General features: G+C 38.9%; 17 protein-coding genes. 6 read left to right on the forward strand and 11 right to left on the reverse strand.

Features of this window, described 5'->3' with window-relative positions; genetic code table 11:
- Nucleotides 1-38: 38 nt before the first annotated feature.
- Complete coding sequence (locus F933_RS06065; RefSeq protein ID WP_005059507.1) at nt 39-1,598, reverse strand: YadA-like family protein; 1,560 nt, start codon at nt 1,596-1,598, stop codon at nt 39-41.
- 443 nt (nt 1,599-2,041) lie between these two features.
- On the opposite strand from F933_RS06065, the gene F933_RS06070 reads away from it, so the two are divergent.
- Nucleotides 2,042-2,392, forward strand: coding sequence for an IS630 transposase-related protein (locus tag F933_RS06070; protein ID WP_005059510.1), 351 nt, complete (start codon nt 2,042-2,044; stop codon nt 2,390-2,392).
- 18 nt (nt 2,393-2,410) lie between these two features.
- Here F933_RS06070 and F933_RS06075 read toward each other — a convergent pair whose 3' ends face one another.
- The 6 genes from F933_RS06075 to arsC form a co-directional block, all read right to left on the reverse strand.
- The gene (locus F933_RS06075) at nt 2,411-3,235 is read right to left on the reverse strand and encodes a hypothetical protein (RefSeq protein WP_005059512.1); all 825 of its coding nucleotides are present in this window, start codon (nt 3,233-3,235) and stop codon (nt 2,411-2,413) included.
- A 381-nt stretch (nt 3,236-3,616) separates the two neighbouring features.
- On the reverse strand, nt 3,617-4,321 hold the full coding sequence (gene arsH / locus F933_RS06080) for an arsenical resistance protein ArsH (RefSeq protein WP_005059514.1): 705 nt from the start codon (nt 4,319-4,321) through the stop codon (nt 3,617-3,619).
- Nucleotides 4,322-4,326: 5 nt separating this feature from the next.
- Nucleotides 4,327-5,370 (reverse strand): ACR3 family arsenite efflux transporter, encoded by a 1,044-nt coding sequence (gene arsB, locus F933_RS06085; protein ID WP_005059518.1) that lies wholly within the window; start codon nt 5,368-5,370, stop codon nt 4,327-4,329.
- A 7-nt stretch (nt 5,371-5,377) separates the two neighbouring features.
- Nucleotides 5,378-5,851 (reverse strand): arsenate reductase ArsC, encoded by a 474-nt coding sequence (locus F933_RS06090; RefSeq protein WP_005051490.1) that lies wholly within the window; start codon nt 5,849-5,851, stop codon nt 5,378-5,380.
- A 6-nt stretch (nt 5,852-5,857) separates the two neighbouring features.
- Nucleotides 5,858-6,178, reverse strand: coding sequence for a metalloregulator ArsR/SmtB family transcription factor (locus F933_RS06095; protein ID WP_005059521.1), 321 nt, complete (start codon nt 6,176-6,178; stop codon nt 5,858-5,860).
- A gap of 59 nt (nt 6,179-6,237) precedes the next feature.
- Nucleotides 6,238-6,663, reverse strand: coding sequence for an arsenate reductase (glutaredoxin) (gene arsC, locus F933_RS06100; RefSeq protein WP_005059523.1), 426 nt, complete (start codon nt 6,661-6,663; stop codon nt 6,238-6,240).
- 248 nt (nt 6,664-6,911) lie between these two features.
- Here arsC and F933_RS06105 point away from each other — a divergent pair, with 248 nt between their 5' ends.
- Nucleotides 6,912-8,060, forward strand: a complete 1,149-nt coding sequence (locus F933_RS06105; protein ID WP_034710898.1) for an alpha/beta fold hydrolase — start codon at nt 6,912-6,914, stop codon at nt 8,058-8,060.
- Nucleotides 8,061-8,160: 100 nt separating this feature from the next.
- Here the strand turns inward: F933_RS06105 and F933_RS06110 are convergent, their stop codons facing one another.
- The 4 genes from F933_RS06110 to F933_RS06125 all read right to left on the reverse strand — a co-directional run bounded on the left by F933_RS06110 (nt 8,161) and on the right by F933_RS06125 (nt 14,083).
- On the reverse strand, nt 8,161-10,221 hold the full coding sequence (locus F933_RS06110) for a putative bifunctional diguanylate cyclase/phosphodiesterase (protein ID WP_005059526.1): 2,061 nt from the start codon (nt 10,219-10,221) through the stop codon (nt 8,161-8,163).
- Nucleotides 10,222-10,748: 527 nt separating this feature from the next.
- Complete coding sequence (gene ilvC / locus F933_RS06115) at nt 10,749-11,765, reverse strand: ketol-acid reductoisomerase (RefSeq protein WP_004655853.1); 1,017 nt, start codon at nt 11,763-11,765, stop codon at nt 10,749-10,751.
- Between the two features lie 102 nt (nt 11,766-11,867).
- On the reverse strand, nt 11,868-12,359 hold the full coding sequence (gene ilvN, locus F933_RS06120; RefSeq protein WP_004804329.1) for an acetolactate synthase small subunit: 492 nt from the start codon (nt 12,357-12,359) through the stop codon (nt 11,868-11,870).
- Nucleotides 12,359-14,083 (reverse strand): acetolactate synthase 3 large subunit, encoded by a 1,725-nt coding sequence (locus tag F933_RS06125; protein ID WP_005059529.1) that lies wholly within the window; start codon nt 14,081-14,083, stop codon nt 12,359-12,361. Before F933_RS06125 ends, ilvN begins: the two co-directional genes overlap by 1 nt.
- A gap of 517 nt (nt 14,084-14,600) precedes the next feature.
- On the opposite strand from F933_RS06125, the gene F933_RS06130 reads away from it, so the two are divergent.
- From F933_RS06130 to holA, 4 genes are all read left to right on the forward strand, one after another.
- Nucleotides 14,601-14,924, forward strand: coding sequence for a DUF4124 domain-containing protein (locus F933_RS06130; RefSeq protein WP_005059530.1), 324 nt, complete (start codon nt 14,601-14,603; stop codon nt 14,922-14,924).
- A gap of 142 nt (nt 14,925-15,066) precedes the next feature.
- Complete coding sequence (leuS, locus tag F933_RS06135) at nt 15,067-17,691, forward strand: leucine--tRNA ligase (RefSeq protein ID WP_005059532.1); 2,625 nt, start codon at nt 15,067-15,069, stop codon at nt 17,689-17,691.
- Nucleotides 17,692-17,903: 212 nt separating this feature from the next.
- Nucleotides 17,904-18,413: an LPS-assembly lipoprotein LptE gene (locus F933_RS06140; RefSeq protein WP_005059534.1), complete on the forward strand. Its 510-nt coding sequence runs from the start codon at nt 17,904-17,906 to the stop codon at nt 18,411-18,413.
- 9 nt (nt 18,414-18,422) lie between these two features.
- Nucleotides 18,423-19,418, forward strand: coding sequence for a DNA polymerase III subunit delta (gene holA, locus F933_RS06145; RefSeq protein ID WP_005059535.1), 996 nt, complete (start codon nt 18,423-18,425; stop codon nt 19,416-19,418).
- Nucleotides 19,419-19,427: the final 9 nt, after the last annotated feature.

Below are 19,427 nucleotides of genomic sequence, written 5' to 3' on the forward strand. Positions count from 1 at the left end.
TGACTAAATCAAACCCAGTGTTAATAACCAAGTACGACTTAGTTCCCTCCGATGACATAAGCGACACCCGCACGACCACCAAATTTTCCGCCATCTGCAACACCAACTGCGCCACTTCCAGAGAAACGATCACTGAACGATGTTACGACGCCGAATGCACCTGCAGCTTCACCCTCGTAATAACCCATACCACCAAAGATTGCGACTTGCCCTGCTTGAATGCTTGGAATGGCTTGTTGAGTTGCTAAAGAGATCGCAATACCACGATTTGCAGTGGTTTCAACATGATCTAAACGGGTATTTAATTGGTCAACACGACGATCTAAACGACTTACTTCTGAAATTCGTGTTGCTGTTTCAGTATCAATGCGATTACCTAAAGCAATGTCTGCATTTGTACGCGCTTGAGCTTCAGCAGCATCACCCGCAATACGCGCATCTTTTTCTGTATTAATCGCTAGAATACGCGCTGCTTTTTCAGCTTCATCACCTGCAATACGCGCAGTCGCTTCAGCTTCATCTCCAGCAATACGTGCTGCTTTTTCAGTTGCATCTGCATTTGCGCGAATTTGAGCTTCATTATTAATTGCAGCAGTACGTGCAGCTGTTTCATCTGCATCAGCTTGTGCACGAATTTGTGCTTCGTTATCAATCTTCGCTTGCAAGTCTGCATCACCCGCTTCTCGCGCTGTTTTTTCTGCCGCTAATTTACTAGCTTGATCTGCATCACCTGCTTCACGTGCCGCTTTTTCGGTCGTAATTTTATCGTTGATCGCATCAAGGTCTGCTTGGCTTGGTGCAGTATCAACACTCGCAAGCGCATCTTTTAATTGTTTGACATTCACTGCATCATTATCGCCAATACCATCAGCAACCCAAGTCACACGGCGATCACCCATCGCCACAGTATTTTCTTCATCAGCCACAGTGTTGGCACCAATTGCAACTGAGTTTTTTGCCGTTGCTTTTGCTCCATTCCCCAGTGCAATAGCACCTTCTACACTTGCTTCAGCATTATTACCAATTGCAATTGAGTTCAAACCACTTGCAACTGAATTGCTTCCTGTTGCAATTGCATTATCAGCAGTTGCTTGCGCACCATAACCAAGGCTTGTTGCATACTGCCCTGTGGCTTGCGATGTAGAACCGACTGCGGTTGCACCTGTACCATCAACCGTAACAGAGTCTCCAAATGCACTAGCATATTGACCTTTAATATCAATATTTCCACCAACTGCTGTAGCTTGGCTATCATGAATCGTAATATTATTACCCACAGCCGTACCACCAGCACCTGTCACCTCATTATTACTACCCACAGCAACAGCATACTGATCATGGGTCGTATTGTTATTCCCGATGACGGCAGAACCAAAACCGTTTACAGTGTTCCCGGCCCCTCCCACAAAGCCTTCCCCACCGGTTCCGCTGTTTTCCGTACCTACTACTGTTGTATTCGCAGCAGCGTTATTAGTACCAACAACTGTCGTATCTGGTCCAGTCGCAGTATTTCCTGTCCCAATATTTGTTACTGCCGCATATGCATTTACAGTCAATAATGCCGTTGCAATCACTGATAATTGAAAAGTTTTTTTCATTACGTCGTCCTTTTGAAACTCATTACTTGTTGATAAAAATAGGTTTTTTAACAATATAAAAGTTGAATTTATGTATTCTGTGGTATGCGTCATTAAAATAAATATTTAATGTGTATTATGCACATATTTAAAAAACTAACATATAGTTGTTGGCTGTGCAATAGTTCATAAACTATGACTAAAATTAGATAAAATTAAGATAAACCATTTATTAATTTGAATTATTTTTATAAAATTTATAAAAAATGTTTAGTTTGAAATAAAAAATATTTTTAAATATGTTCAATATGTACATTATTTAATTTTAGTGGTACATTTCTGCCTGTTAACGCTTGAATCGACCAATGAAAAAGTATCAAAAGCCAATGATTTGATAGGAACTTAAATTATTTTTGATACATAACACTGACCAGTTCTTGAAAAGGAAATAGCAAGTAAATTTTATGCGAGCATATTCATTAGATCTTCGAAAGAAAGTCATGGCAGCATACTTACAGACCAAACATAAATCTAAAGTTTGTCAGCAATTTAATATCGCAAGATCCACCTTAGACGAATGGATTTCTTTAGAAAAAAATACAAAAGATCTCAAGCCTTTACCAGCAGTTCGCAATGGTAGACCTTTTACAATCAAAGATTTAAAAAGTTTTGAGGAGTTTGTCGACTCAACGCCTTATAAGCGCATTCAAGATTTACTTGAACCATTTGAGCAAAAATTTGGTTATAAGATTTCGTATTCAATACTTTGGCGAGGTTTAAGTAAAATTGGAAGAATAAAAAAACAGAATAGCTAAACCAATGACTTTAATTGTTTATTGATTATATTGATACACACCTAATCTAAAGCGCTTATTTGCGTCAGCATCACCCTCATCATTTTTACAATAGTCGATTGCTGCTGAAACAATTGCTTTAGACATCAAGTTCCACAGATCTACACTCAGTTGATTTAATTTCTCAATAGACTCTTGACTCAATTCATCTGCAAAAATGGCTTGCTCTAAAAAATTTGTGTTGTTGGTTAAGTTACTTATACCCGCAGACAAATGATCTGAAATGTTTTGTGTAAATAGCTGTTTACTTTCATCGGCTTGTGGATTCGGTGTAAAACTAGAATTTTGCAAAATGACTTGGTCTTCTTCTTCTACAATAATTCCCAAACGCTTTAGTTCTAATAAAATTGACTTAGGATGTTTTTCTGATGAAATTTGCTTCACCAAGCTTTCAAAACTATTTTCCTCACCTTGAAAAGGAATCTGTTGAGGTAGTTTTTGATTGATCCACATCCCCACCACACGCGCTGGAACACTAATCGGTAACTGTAAATTAAACTGATCCACAAGCGTGTATTCACCATAAGTTTGGCAAAAACTTCTTACGTCACGACGATTCAGGCCTGCCAATAAACTAATTGCAGAATCCGTTTTCTTTTGTTTGATGGCATCCAACTCTTTGAGAGCTTCGTTATAAAACAGGGCCTTGAGCGCCGTTGTAAACTCGTTATAACCGATACCCGACTTAATGAGCCAATGGATTAATTGAGGCATAATACTGACAACATGCTCTAAAGTCGTTTCAGTATCGTGAGACAAGATTGCCTCATCTGAAACAACTAAAGCTGATGTGTCTTTACTCATGCAAACTCCATTATCAAACACAATATAAAATTAACCTTTCACAAATTGTTTTAATCTCTCATCTTATTCTAGACGAATTTAGATCAATTGAGCGTCAGGATTGTAGCCTTTTTTTAATAAAACTATTAAGTTTTTTACCTTGGAATAAAATCACATTAAATAAAACAATTATTTTTCAAAAACATAGTTAATAATTAATTATTCAACACGTCTTGAAAATATATTTTTAATAAAATAAACCTTCATTTCTAATTATTTAATTTTATTTCAATGGTTCAATAATATTTTCTGATTGCCGATCATGACGGAAATCATTCCATAAAAAAACCTAGTAATTTCAACTAGGTTTAAGTCATTCATCTAAAAATTGTTTTTTTCATTTTATAAAGCACGCTGATTCACACGTTTAGATAACTCTTCAGCAGATTCTTTGCGCTCTGAATAACGATCTGTGAGGTACTGACTTTGTCCACGAGTGAGCAAGGTGAACTTATATAACTCCTCCATCACATCAACAATTCGATCATAAAATGCAGAAGCTTTCATTTTGCCATCTTCATCAAATTCTAAAAAAGCTTTTGGAATAGAGGATTGATTTGGAATCGTGATCATGCGCATCCAACGACCTAAAATACGCATTTGATTAACACTATTAAAAGATTGCGAACCACCACTCACTTGCATCAATGCCAACGTTTTTCCTTGCGTCGCTCGAATCGCGCCGCCAGCCAATGGAATCCAATCAATCTGCGATTTAAAAATTGAACTCATTGAACCATGACGTTCAGGTGAGCACCACACCATACCCTCTGACCACGCCAACAGTTCATGTAGCTCGTTGACTTTTGGATGTTGCATATCTGCATCTTCAGGTAAAGGCAAACCTTTAGGATGAAAGATTTTCACTTCAGCACCAAACTGTTCCAAAATACGCCCAGCTTCCATCACCGCCAATCGGCTGTATGAACGCTCACGGTTTGAACCATAGAGCAATAAAATACGCGGTGGATGATCTAAGGCTTTTGCCTGAACTTTTTCTAAACTTGGTTGATCGAGAAGATTCATATCTACATTTGGGAGAGTCATAGAAATTACACCTCTGCTTTAAAAAACTTTTTTCTGAGCCATAAGGACACACTCACTAAAGCGATCAAAACAGGTACTTCAACCAGTGGACCTATTACCGTGGTAAAAGCGACTGGTGAAGCTAAACCAAAAGTTGCAATCGCGACAGCAAGTGCCAATTCAAAGTTATTCCCCGCAGCAGTAAAAGAGATTGCTGCTGTCTTCGGATAATCATTGCCCATCCATTTGCTCATAAAGAAGCTAATAAAGAACATCAAGACAAAGTAAATTGTTAAAGGAATTGCGATACGCAGAACATCCATTGGCAGGCTTACAACGTCACCACCTTTGAGACTAAACATCGCCACAATCGTGAATAACAAAGCCAACAAACTCAGTGGACTGATCTTAGGTAAGAAGATATTTTGATACCAATCTAAACCTTTAGCTCGAACCAGAATGAATCGACTCATAAAGCCAAGGAAAAATGGAATACCTAAATAGATCAATACCGCATGGGTAATCGTCCAAAAATCGACATTGATCACTTGCCCAGCAACGCCAAAATACGGCGGTAAGAAGGTCAGGAATAACCAAGCATAGGTACTAAAGAATAGAATCTGGAAAATACTGTTAAATGCCACCAATGCCGCAACATATTGGTTATCACCACAGGCTAGGCCATTCCAGACTAAAACCATCGCAATACAGCGCGCCAAACCGATCAGGATTACGCCTGTCATGTATTCGGGATAACTCTGCAAAAATATAATCGCCAATGCAAACATCAAAACAGGTGCAATAAGCCAGTTCTGTACCAAAGACAAAGTTAAGGTTTTTTTGTCTTTAAACACTTGTGGTAGCGTAGCATAGTCCACTTTTGCCAAAGGTGGATACATCATCAAAATCAGGCCAATCGCAATCGGGATATTGACTGAATCCACACTCATTTTATCTAATGCCACTGAGGCTTGGGGAAAGAACACACCGATTGCAATCCCCAACGCCATGGCAATAAAAATCCATAGCGTGAGGTTACGATCTAAAAAAGATAATCTTTGTTGAGCCATGATGATCTCATTCAATATGCGAAATTTGATTGATCGCTGCAATCAACTCAGGACGAGACATATGTGCTGTATCGAGTGCAAATAAAGCATCTAAACGGCGGTTGATATGATCGACTGTCACTTGAAAAGCTTTGAGCTTTTCTTCTTTCGGCAAATCTAAATGTGATGGATCAGCCAAGCCCCAATGTGCTTTGATCGCACCACCTAAATAAAGTGGACACGCTTCTTGTGCTGCTGAATCACAAACAGTAATCACCACGTCAGGTTGATATTGTTCGCAGTCATCAATGGTTTTACTCCACAAGCCATCTGTTGAAAGACCAAGATTTTCTAGAGTTTCAATGGTCAACGGATGCACTTGTCCTGACGGCTTACTACCAGCACTGTATGCCTTCCAACCTTCAGGCGCACGACTGTTAAAAAGCACTTCAGATAAAATGCTACGGCAACTATTTCCAGTACATAAAAAAAGGAATTTCATTATTTTTTACTCACAATAACTTTTAATTTGTAGGGTTTGGCAATCTTGATTAATTACAGGATGATGTCTGACCAATGTTGTTAAAATGTCATGGCACCATGTCGGCAACTCAGGATGAATGCTGTAATACACCCATTGGCTTTGTCTTCGATCTTGAAGTAATCCAGATGAACGTAATAATGCTAGGTGACGAGAAATTTTGGGTTGGCTCAACTGCAATTTTTCAGTTAAATCGCATACGCAAAGCTCTTTATTTTCAGCAACTAGGGCTACAATACTGAGACGTGTTTCATCAGATAAACATTTAAAAAAATTGACTTGATCCATAGTTGCGCCTTATCTCATTATTGGGATATACAGATAATCAAATATAACAGTTAAATTTTTTATTTCAGTCGTTGCCCATTTTCATCAATCACTTTCTCACCATCTTCTTTGGTAAAAGCACCCTTTTGCGCTAATGGTAAAATCTCTAAAACAAGTTCAGATGGACGGCTTAATCGAGTACCAAGATCGGTTACAACAAATGGTCGATTAATCAAAACCGGATGTTCAAGCATAAATGCAAGCAACTGCTCATCAGTCCAATCCTCACGATCTAATGCTAAATCACGATAAGGAGCAACATTCTGACGAATCGCTTGTCTTACAGTTAATTTTGCATCCTGAATCAATTTAACTAATTCGTCATGCGTCGGTGGTGTAATGAGGTATTCAACAATGATGGGCTCAATACCCGTATTCCGAATGAGTGCCAAGGTATTTCGTGAGGTGCCACATTCTGGATTGTGATAAATCTTAATTTTGCTCATTTTTTAGTAACTATCTTCAAATATATATCACTTTATATATGAAAAACCATATATATGCAATATCATATATAGTGCATTTATTCAGTCTCACAAATAAGATTAAAAAAACCGCTAATTGATAGCGATATGAAACACTGTTATTAACAAATTGATCATTTTGGAAAGTAAGTTAAGCAGTTGAGTCACTGAGCTTATCAGTGTTTTCTTCTAAGATGCCGCTACAGAATGCAACCTTAGAGTTTTATCCGATGACTCAATTGCCAAAAGTGAAACAGACCTTGCTCAAATCTAAAACTGCCCAAAAAGTGTTGAATAGCCGAAAGAGTCAACGAACTCGGCATGTATTTTCAAATGCGGCAGATCGTATTTTGAGAGGTGGTCAACTTGCTTTGTCAGGTAAAACACCTTTTGATGTGATCTATGAACGTGAAATTATCAGCTTACGCCACTATAAAGATGACAGCATTGAAGTGCCGGAGAAGCCTCGTACACCATTGGTCATTGTTCCACCTCTTGCTGCTAACATGCTGATTTTCGATTTATTTCCAACACGTAGTCTTGTGCGTTATTTTCTATCACAAGGCTTTGAGGTGTATTTAATAGATTGGGGAACGCCAAGTCTTCACCAAGCAAAATATAATCTTGGTACCTATGTCAAAATATTTATGCCAGATTTTATTGAGAAAATTCGAGCACATAGTGGTCAACAACAATTATCTTTGTTTGGTTGGAGTTTAGGTGGCGTGTTATCGCTATGCTATACCTCATTATTCAAAGACCAAGATATTAAAAATTTAATTATTTTAGCTTCGCCGATCAATACGCATAAATCAGGTTATATGGGGAAGTTTTATCAACGCCTTACATTGCCTGCACAGTGGGTTCGAAACAATACCAAATTCCGTATTAATCAAATTCCAAGTCGGGTTTTTCATGTTCATGGCTGGCAGAATACGCTTGGATTTAAATTAACAGATCCTATTGGAAATTTAAAAAATTATTGGAAATTATTCAAAAACTTAGATGATCGTCAATTTATTATTAATCATGCAACTTCAAGTTCATTTGTCGATAATATGCTTGCATATCCTGGCGGCGTGATGCGAGATATTATTTTGCGTTTTTGGATTGATAACGAGCTTTCAACAGGCAGTGTTAAATTTGGTGAGCAAACAGCAAACCTAAAAGATATTCACTGCTCAGTACTTGCGATTGGTGGAGATACTGACATCATAGTCACCTCCGAAGCAGTAAGACCATTAATGGATTTGATTAGTAGTACAGACAAGCAATTTAAAATTGTTTCAGGCGGACATATGGGATTGGTTTCTGGCAGCCAAGCACCACAAGCAGTTTGGCCAGTGATTAATCAATGGTTAACAGAGCGCTCTCTTTAATTTGTAAAATCACTTTGGAAAGCACATCTCTATTTTATTCAGAAAGAGATGTGCAATATATGCACATAAACTACTCAATATCATTCAGTTAGGCGAGCTATTATGCAAAATGATGGCGGCTTAACACTAAACTTTCCACATTGACAGGCGTCCCCAACAAATAGCCTTGCAATTGATTGCATCCCAAATTAGTTAGAATATCTGCTTGTTGTTGCGTCTCTACCCCTTCAGCCGTAACGATCAAACCTAATTTTGCGGCAAGATGAATAATACTTTCTAAGATTGCCTCTTCTTTGGAGTTTGGCTGTAAATCGATTAAGAAACCTCGATCAATTTTAAGCTCATCCACAGGTAAATCTTTTAAATATAAGAAACTCGAATAGCCTGTACCAAAGTCATCAATCGCGATACGTATCCCTAATTTGCGCAAGCGCTCCAAAGTACGAATACTTGAATCAATGTGATGCATGGCAGTGGATTCAGTAATTTCTAAAATAAGGTTGTGAGGTTTAATTTGATATTTTTCTAATAATTGTTGTAGGACATCGAAGAGTTTCTTATTTTCAAATTGCAGAGCAGATAGATTAACGGCAATTGGATAAAATGGACTATGACTCAACTCCCATTTTTGGATCTGCTGACACGCCTGCTCAAGTGCCCAATATCCCATTGGGATGATTAAACCCGTTTTTTCAGCCCCCTCAATAAACATTTGCGGTGTTAAAAGCCCTAGACTCGGATGCTTCCATCGAATTAATGCCTCTACGCCACAGACTTCATAATTTGAGGTAAATTTTGGCTGATAGAATAGTACGAACTGCTGCTCTTCAACTGCTTTATATAAGTCATTAATCAATTTAGACTGACTTCGTACATCCTGCTGATTGTTTACTGAATGAAAAACTGTGTAAGTATTACGACCTTGATCTTTGGAAGCAAGCATTGCAATATCAGCATTAATCAATAAATCCTGTACATTAGTTCCATGCTCAGGATACATTGCTATTCCAAGACTGGCTGAAATGTTAATTTCTTTTGCAGCAATTAAATATGTTTCTTGAATAAAATGTAGCACTTCCTCAGCAAGCTTCATTGCTTCATTTACATCTGTATTCTCAGATAATAATACAAATTCATCACCGCCGATTCTAAACAACTTATGGCTTGAACTTAACTTATCATGCAAACGATTTGCCATTTGAATCAAAAGTTGATCACCAACATGGTGTCCAAAAGCATCATTTACCGATTTAAATCGATCTAAATCTATATATAAAAAAGCAGCTTTTTGATCGTTTAAACGATGATGGGTAAATATGACTTCAGAACTTTCAGTTAAGTGCAAACGGTTAGGTAATTTGGTTAATGAATCATGTAAAGACTGAGAAGCTAATTCCTTATTTATCTTGGTGAGTTGCTGATTACGTTCTTCCAATCTGGCTTCCAAGATGGCTACAGCAAAGCCAGCAACAAAGACTAAGCTGGTAATAAAAATAATGGTAAATAACAAAACGCTTTGTTCAGTCTGTGCTTGGCTTAAAACTCTTGCAATACTCTCATCAAAGTATGTCGCTGCCATTCCAGTATAATGCATCCCAACGATGCTAAACGCCATGAGGATTGCAACAATTGCTTTTAATGTTGTTCGATACTTCACGGCTGTTTTGTACTTGAAAACAAATAGGAAACTTAAGCCAGAACCACTAATCGCAATCAAAACAGAACAGATCACCAATAGAGGATCGTAATGCATTTGATGGTGTTGAACGGATAATGCAAGCATTCCAGTATAATGCATACCAGAAATACCAAAGCCCATAAATACTGCACCTAATATTAAGCGAGGTATAGGCAAAGTCGGTCTTGTCGTTAACCAAACAGCAAAAATAGATGCGATCGCACCAACCATATAAGACAGTACGGTTAAACTAAAATCAAAATGATAGCCTTCCGGCAAGTGGCTAGCCAGCATCCCCACAAAGTGCATTGACCATATCGCTAATCCTAAGATTAAACCACTCGTAAACAAGATGCTTTTTTCAAACTTTTTATAAGCGGCTTTGAAAACGAGTTCTTCCATCGAAACTGCAGCATAACATGTCGCTACTGCAACCAGAATGGAAACGATGACCAATGTGCTATCGTAATCAACGTGTACCATAAAGGACTTCCATGATTATTCAGTACTTTTTTTTATTTGCTGAGCGAATAGCCCAAAATCAGAACGATCCTTCACACTCAAAAAAGATACAAATCGTAAATTCATAAACTTTCCTTAACAATAACATCATCTAGCATAAGGTCAAGTCTTTTTCACTTTATAAATCAATAGAATAAAAACATATAATCATTTCAAACCAATGAAAAGTCTTGTTTTTTTTATCTCAATTTTTTACCGAAAGACTAATTTATTTTTGCCAGCTAATTTTTAGTTTTTAATCGCGTAATTTTCGTTCGTTTTTTAAATCAACTGCACGATAAAAGAATGCAGCAATTTTGTTGTTTTATTTCCGCTATAACTACTTTAATAGACATAGATATAACATATATATAATATGCTTTTTTAATTTCGATATTGTTATAACTCTGTTATTGAAACTAAAGCTCAAAACTTAACGAGTTTTTCTTATAATTTAACTAATAAAAAACCCTTGTAGAAACAAGGGTTTTTAAAGATTAAACTAAAACTTAGTTTTTCTCTTTATCTACGATTTTGTTCGCTTGAATCCAAGGCATCATCGCACGTAACTTGTTACCTGTTACTTCGATACCATGAGCAGCGTTTTGACGGCGACGAGCAGTCATAGATGGGTAGTTTAACGCACCTTCTTGAATGAACATTTTTGCATATTCACCAGATTGGATACGTTTTAATGCATTGCGCATTGCTTCACGAGACTGTTCATTGATGACTTCAGTACCAGTCACATATTCACCGTACTCAGCGTTGTTAGAAACTGAGTAGTTCATGTCCGCGATACCGCCTTCGAACATCAAGTCAACGATTAACTTAAGTTCGTGTAAGCATTCGAAATACGCCATTTCTGGTGCATAACCAGCTTCAACCAAAGTTTCGAAGCCCATTTTAACCAATTCAACCGCACCACCGCAAAGAACTGCTTGCTCACCGAATAAGTCAGTTTCAGTTTCTTCACGGAAAGAAGTTTCGATGATACCCGTACGACCACCACCTACACCTGAAGCGTAAGAAAGAGCTACGTTACGTGCATTACCAGAAGCATCTTGGTGAATTGCGATTAAGTCAGGAACACCTGAACCACGTTGATATTCAGAACGTACAGTGTGACCTGGTGCTTTTGGAGCAACCATAATTACGTCTAAGTCTTTACGTGGAACAACTTGGTTATAAAGAATTGAGAAACCATGCGCAAATGCCAAAGTCGCGCCTTCTTTAATATTCGGCTCAATTACATCACGATAAAGTTGAGATTGAAACTCATCAGGAGTCAAAATCATAACTAAGTCAGCTTGAGCAACTGCAGCAGGAACTTCTGATACTTTAAGACCAGAATTTTCAGCTTTTTTCCATGAAGTAGAACCAGCACGTAAACCAACAGTTACGTCTACACCAGAATCTTTCAAGTTAAGTGCGTGAGCATGACCTTGTGAACCATAACCAATAATTGCAACTTTCTTGCCTTGGATGATTGATAAGTCACAGTCTTTATCGTAAAAAATTTGCATCTGTTTTCTCCGCTAAAATTTTTGTCATTTCCCTTGTTGTACAAGGAGAGATCTTTATAACCCTCAATTCTTGCATGTCTATATGAAGAATTGAGGAAGTTATTAAATAGTTAGAACTTTTTCACCACGAGCAATGCCGGATACACCAGAACGCACAACTTCAAGAATCGTATTTTCAGCTAAAGCATCAATAAAACCATCAATCTTATCAGTGGTTCCTGCAATTTGAATCGTATAAGTGGTTGGTGTCACATCAACAATTTGCGCACGGAAGATGTCTGCGGTACGCTTAATTTCAGCACGGGCAGCACCTAAAGCTTTGACTTTGATCAACATCAATTCACGTTCAATATGTGAACCTTCTGAAAGATCAACCACTTTAACCACTTCAACTAATTTGTTGAGTTGCTTGGTGATTTGTTCAATTTTATGATCATCACCATAAGTGGTCAGCGTCAAACGAGATAAGGTTTCATCTTCAGTTGGTGCAACATTGAGTGTTTCAATGTTGTAGTTACGTTGAGAGAATAACCCCACCAAACGAGAAAGCGCACCTGCTTCATTTTCAACGAGTACAGAAATAATGTGTCTCATTATGTACGCTCCCCTTTGCCTAACCACATATCTTTCATTGATTGCCCAGCAATCAACATTGGATACACATGCTCTGTACGATCAACCATGACATTAATGAAAACACACTTATCATTAATCGCCATTGCTTCAGCAAGTTTAGATTCCAACTCATCTGCATGATTAATTTGAATGCCTACATGACCATAAGCTTCCATTAATTTTGCAAAATCAGGTAATGAATCTACATAAGAACTTGAATGACGTCCTTCATAATTCATATCTTGCCACTGCTTCACCATGCCTAAAGCTTGGTTATTTAAGCAAAGAATTTTCACATTCAAGCCATATTGCTTACATGTTGATAATTCTTGGATACACATCTGGATAGATGCTTCACCTGTGATACACACGACTTGTTGGTCTGGAAATGCAAGCTTCGCTGCCATTGCATACGGTAAACCCACACCCATAGTGCCTAGACCACCAGAGTTAATCCATTGGCGCGGACGTTTGTATTTGTAGTAGTTTGCACCAAACATTTGGTGCTGACCTACGTCAGAGGTAATAATCGCTTCACCATTTGTTACACGATCAAGCGCTTCTACCACTTGTTGTGGTTTCATTTCACCATTTTGAGCAGGTTCATAGCGTAAACCATGAACTTTACGCCATTCGTTAATCTGAGACCACCAGCCAGCAATCGCTTCAGGATTAGGCTTAGAAACATTCATCTGCTTCAACTGAGCTAACATTTCTTGAAGAACTGGTTCAACAGCACCCACAATTGGAATGTGCGCCATGATCGTCTTAGAAATTGTTGCTGGGTCTACATCAATATGAATCACTTTCGCATTAAGACAGAATTTTGCAGGGTTATTAGTCACGCGGTCATCAAAACGCGCACCAATTGCCAAAATCACGTCAGCATTATGCATTGCCATATTGGCTTCATAAGTACCATGCATCCCTAACATACCCACGAATTGTGGATCATTACCTGGGAAAGCACCTAAACCCATTAAAGTATTGGTTACAGGATAGCCTAATAAATGTGCAAGTTCAGTCAATAAAGCAGACGCATTACCTTGAACAACACCACCACCCGTATAAATCATTGGGCGTTTTGCAGTAATGAGTTCATCAATCGCTTTGCGGATTTGACCAGAATGACCACGAGAAGGCGGCTGATATGAGCGCATCTTCACTTTTTCAGGGTATTCGTAAGCAAATTTTTCGGCTGGATTGGTTGCATCTTTTGGAATATCAATAACCACTGGACCAGGACGGCCAGAAGACGCGATATAAAATGCTTTTTTAATAATTGCAGGAATTTCGCTTGCGTGACGCACTTGGAAACTATGCTTTACGATTGGACGAGAAATACCAACCATATCCGTTTCTTGGAATGCATCCTCTCCAATCAAATGGCTTGCAACTTGACCAGACAAAATCACCATTGGGATTGAGTCCATATAGGCTGTAGCAATTGGAGTGACGGTATTGGTAGCGCCCGGCCCAGAAGTGACCAGTACAACACCTGTCTTACCTGTTACGCGTGAGTATGCATCTGCCATGTGACCAGCAGCTTGCTCATGACGTACGAGGTAATGGTTGATTTTGTCTTGTTGAAATAGCGCATCATAAATATGTAATACAGCGCCGCCTGGATACCCAAAAACATGCTCTACGCCTTCGTCCGCAAGCGCACGAACGAGCATTTCACCACCAGATAAAAGTTCCAACGTGATTCACCCTAGTATTTTGCACAATTTATGGGAGACATAAATTGTGTTTCATTCATTAACTTTTGCACTTCTTATAAGTGTGCGTATTCTACTCGTTTTTGCTGCAATAGGAAAAATTTTCTGAGACTCATCAGCCGTATAAACTTGATGACATCTCGAATCAAAATATGCTGGGATAAGCAAATTTCAAAACAGCATTCTCTCGGCTAGAAAGAATGTCCATTGCAAGCCATGACATTTATTCGAAGGGTGATCAAATAAACGCATATAAAACTTGAGAAAGCATTCTTGTTTCTTTCATAAGCAAAGTCAAGAACTAAGAAAAGGTTTTTAACGAATATTTTTTAGCTGTTGTTTTTTTAAACACACTTCACAAAATATTTTAGTCTTTTTTACCGCCCTTTTGTCCAAAATCTATTTTCTTTTTAGGTAAAACTAGGCATCGTAATTTACTTATTTTAATCAAGATAGATTGAAAGATAGAATAGGTAAAATTCTCTTGGGGAGATCAAATATGAAAACATTTTACTTAATAACAGCGTTAACACTATTAGCTTTTTCAAATTCAACATTTGCTCAACAATACTATAAATGGGTGGATAAAAATGGTTCGACACATTACACCACCACTCCACCACCTAAAGGTGCAAAACGTTTAGATAAAGTTTCGACTTATGGTGCAAGTCAGCCTACGCAACCTCAAACGACAACGGCATCAAATCAAGCAGAACAGGCAGCTCAAGAAGCATCTCGTGCAGCAAGTGCTGCGACTGAAACGGCGGCAAGAAACTCGTCAATACCTCAATCTGAGTCAAGCTCATCCCATTCAGATCGCTAAAATACATTAAGTATATAAAACCAAGGTGGTTGTATGACCACCTTGAAGATAAAATCCTCAGCTAAAAACTGACATTCGTCCCTATTTTGCGCTATGCTGTGCGGCAATCTTAACTTTAATTTTTGTTGTATCGCATATCCCTATGACGACTTCTCACATTGACTCCGAATATCAAGCAAGTGCCATTGAGCCTCAAGTTCAACAAGACTGGGACAATCGCAAAGTTTTCAAAGTTGCAGACACTGTAGAGGGCAAGCATCGCTATATCCTATCGATGTTCCCCTATCCAAGTGGCAAACTGCATATGGGGCATGTGCGTAACTACACCATTGGTGATGTGATCAGCCGTTTTTATCGTTTAAAAGGTGAAACGGTATTACAACCAATGGGTTGGGATGCGTTTGGTTTACCTGCTGAAAATGCAGCAATAGCTCATCAAGTTGCACCTGCAAAATGGACTTTTGAAAATATTGCCTACATGCGTGACCAATTAAAAAAATTGGGCTTGTCTGTGGATTGGGATCGCGAATTTGCGACCTGTACACCAGAATACTATCACTGGGAACAATGGTTATTTGTCCAGCTCTATAAGAAAGGCTTGATCTATCGTAAGCTTTCAACCGTAAACTGGGACCCAGTTGACCAAACTGTACTTGCGAATGAACAAGTTGAAAATGGTCGTGGTTGGCGTTCAGGTGCATTGGTTGAAAAACGTGATATCCCAATGTACTACTTCCGCATTACCGACTATGCACAAGAATTATTAGACGATTTGGACACCTTGAAAGACGGCTGGCCGCAACAAGTCTTGACCATGCAACGTAATTGGATTGGTCGTTCTACAGGGATGGATATTACTTTCCCTTCTGCAAATACTGAAATTTATGCTGATAGTTTAACTGTTTATACCACACGTGCTGATACCTTAATGGGTGTGACCTATGTTGCGGTTGCAGCAGAACATCCAATGGCACTTAAAGCAGCAGAAAATAATCCTGAACTTGCGGCATTTATTGAAGAGTGCCGTATGGGTTCTGTTGCAGAAGCTGACTTGGCAGTTGCTGAAAAGAAAGGTATGGCAACTGGCTTATATGTGAAGCACCCAGTGACAGGTGAAGACCTCCCTGTTTGGATCGCAAACTATGTATTGATGTCATATGGATCAGGCGCAGTGATGGCTGTTCCTGCACATGACGAACGTGATTTTGAATTTGCTAACAAATTCAATTTAGCCATCAAGCAAGTGATTGATGCCAAAGGTGCTGATGATGCTGAATACTCTTCTGCTGAATGGCAAGAATGGTATGGCTCTAAAGAAGGCAAACTGGTTAATTCAGGCGAATTTGATGGTTTAAATTTCCAAGCCGCTTTTGATGCGTTCCTTGCTAAATTAGAACCACAAGCCTTGGCAAATTCTAAAGTTCAATTCCGTTTACGTGATTGGGGTGTTTCTCGTCAGCGTTACTGGGGTTGTCCAATTCCAATGATCAACTGTAATAGTTGTGGTCAAGTGCCAGTACCAGAAGATCAATTACCTGTGGTATTACCGACTGATGTGGTTCCAGATGGTTCTGGTAACCCATTGAACAAAATGCCTGAATTCTATGAAACCAAATGTCCAAGCTGTGGTGGCGATGCTCGTCGTGAAACAGATACCTTGGATACCTTTGTAGAATCATCTTGGTACTATGCTCGCTATGCGTCTCCAGACTTTACAGGTGGTATGGTAAAACCTGAAGCGGCACAAAGCTGGCTTCCTGTGAACCAATATATCGGTGGTGTTGAACATGCGATTCTGCACTTACTTTATGCACGTTTCTTTCACAAGTTGATGCGTGATGAAGGCGTAGTACAAGGCAATGAACCATTTACCAACTTGTTAACACAAGGCATGGTGTTGGCGGATACCTTCTATCGTGAAGCAGAAAGCGGCAAGAAAACTTGGTTCAACCCTGCTGACATCGAATTAGAGCGTGACGAGAAAGGTCGTATCCTGTCTGCAAAATACTCTGGCGATGGTCAGGAGGTTGTGATCGGCGGACAAGAAAAAATGTCGAAGTCGAAAAACAATGGTATTGATCCACAAGCGATTATTGACCAGTACGGCGCAGATACTGCACGTGTATTCATGATGTTTGCTGCGCCACCTGATCAATCATTGGAATGGTCAGATGCAGGTGTTGAGGGGGCTAACCGCTTCTTGAAACGTGTCTGGCGTTTGACTACGGGCTTCTTGGAAAAAGGCAATCAATCGACTGCAATTGATACAGCAAATCTTTCTAAAGATGCACAGGATTTACGTCGTAAAACCCATGAAACCATCCAAAAAGTCGGTGATGACATTGAACGTCGTCATGCTTTTAATACCTCTATTGCAGCATTGATGGAATTACTCAATGCCAGCAATAAGTTCGAAGCAAAAGATGACAATGATGTGGCTGTGGCACGTGAAGCAATTACCACTTTATTGACGTTACTTGCGCCATTTGCACCACATTTAAGTCAAACACTTTTGGCGCAGTTTAGTATTGATATTAATACGACGCTGTTCCCTCAAGTGGATGAGTCAGCATTAACGCGTAATACGCAAACGATTGTTGTACAAGTGAATGGTAAGCTTCGTGGTAAGTTAGATGTCGCAGTTGATATCTCTAAAGATGAGTTATTGGCATTGGCAAAAGCATTACCAGAAGTGCAACAATTCTTGACAGGTCCGACCAAGAAAGAAATTGTCGTTCCGAATAAACTTGTTAATTTAGTGGTTTAATTTTCTGCTTAGATTCCCTCTCCTGAGAGGAGAGGGCTAGGGAGAGGTTATTAGCCTCACCCTAGCCCCTCTTTAAAAAAAGAGGGGAATTAAAAGCAATAAACAAAACCTCATCAAAGCCCGCTGTTATTCAACGGGCTTTGATTCTAAAATGTGGTCAATTTATCAAGATTAAATCTTCCATATTTGTTGGAATATCATAAGGACAAAGCATGCATTTAGTTCAACGTGTTGCAGCAGTTGTATTAACTTTAGGTCTAAGTGCAGGCTTAGTCGGCTGTGGCTTTCACCTAAAAGGCACTAACCCAACCGCTGCACCATTGGTCTACAATAAACTCACCTTGGTGATGCCTGATAATACCGATGAGTTAGAAAATCAACTGAGTATTTATCTCGGCGCAACAGGGGTACAACTGAGTAACGCCAATGATGCTTATGTACTCCGTGTTTTGGATTACACCCCTCGCCGCCAGTTACTCAATGGTAAATTGACGGAAGTGTTATTACGTTTGACTGTGACTTTCCAAATTGAAGATCGTCAAGGAAAGAAAATTACAGAACCTCGTACGTTAACGGCTTCTCGTACCTATCAATACGACGTGGCAACAGTTAACACTGACAATCAACAAGAAGCTTATTTAAACCGTATTGTAACTGATGATGTCGCACAACAAATTACCCGTCAAATCGCAGCCAATCGTTTACCTAAAGCTCAGCCATAAACTTTAATTATGAAACTAGATTATGTTCAAGCCTTAAAACGCATTGAAGAAGCTCGCGGTGCATGGATCATGCATGGTCAAGAGCCGTTGCTTGAACAAAATCTGCTGGATGCGTTTCGTAAAAACTGGCAGCAGCAAGAGGTTGAGCGTCAGCGTTATGATATCAATAGCGTTAATGACTGGAAAAATGTCTTTAATGCGCTGAACAGTTTGTCATTGTTTTCACAACAACTGGCAATAGAAGTACATGGCAATATCAAACCAGATGCCAATGGCTTAAAACAACTAAAAAGCTATATCCAGCATAATGAACATAACCTCTTGCTGATTGTTTTACCGAAACAGGACAGCAATAGTTTAAAGTCGGCATTCTTTCAAGTGATCGAAGCCAATGGAGTTGTCGTTGCATTAACGGCGACATATCCACAAGATCGACAACGTATTTTAAATATTGAAGCAGAAAAGCTCGGAATCCAGTTAAATAATGATGCATGGCAATGGCTAATGCAGCATCATGAACACAACCTACTTGCAGCCAAAAACAGTTTGATGCGAGTTGCGGATACTTTTCCAGATATTCAACAGATTCAAATCGAACAGCTGTATGCTTGTTTACAAGATCAATCACGCTATACCACTTATGATTTAAGTGATGCTCTACTGGCAGGAAATTTAGCGCAATCTGTGAAAATCTATCAATATCTAATTGCTGCGGGTGAACCTGATAGCCTGATTTTATGGACGCTAAATAAAGAAATGCGTTTGCTGATGCAGTTATTTGAACAACCACACAATGCGATTCAACTCGGCATTTGGAAAACTAAAGTTTCTCAGTATCAACAAGCTTTACGTCGTTTGAATCCAAGACAATTTTTAACATGGTCTGATTTATTGTTGCGAATTGATGCAGCGATCAAAGGCATATCTAAAGAAAATTCTGAACATTTAATGCTGCAAGCTTTAGCTGAACTCTGTGGTAAAAGTTTATTCACGCCATCTGCATAGAACATTAAC

Source organism: Acinetobacter beijerinckii CIP 110307, assembly GCF_000369005.1.
In the GTDB taxonomy this organism is placed as follows: Bacteria; Pseudomonadota; Gammaproteobacteria; order Pseudomonadales; family Moraxellaceae; genus Acinetobacter; species Acinetobacter beijerinckii.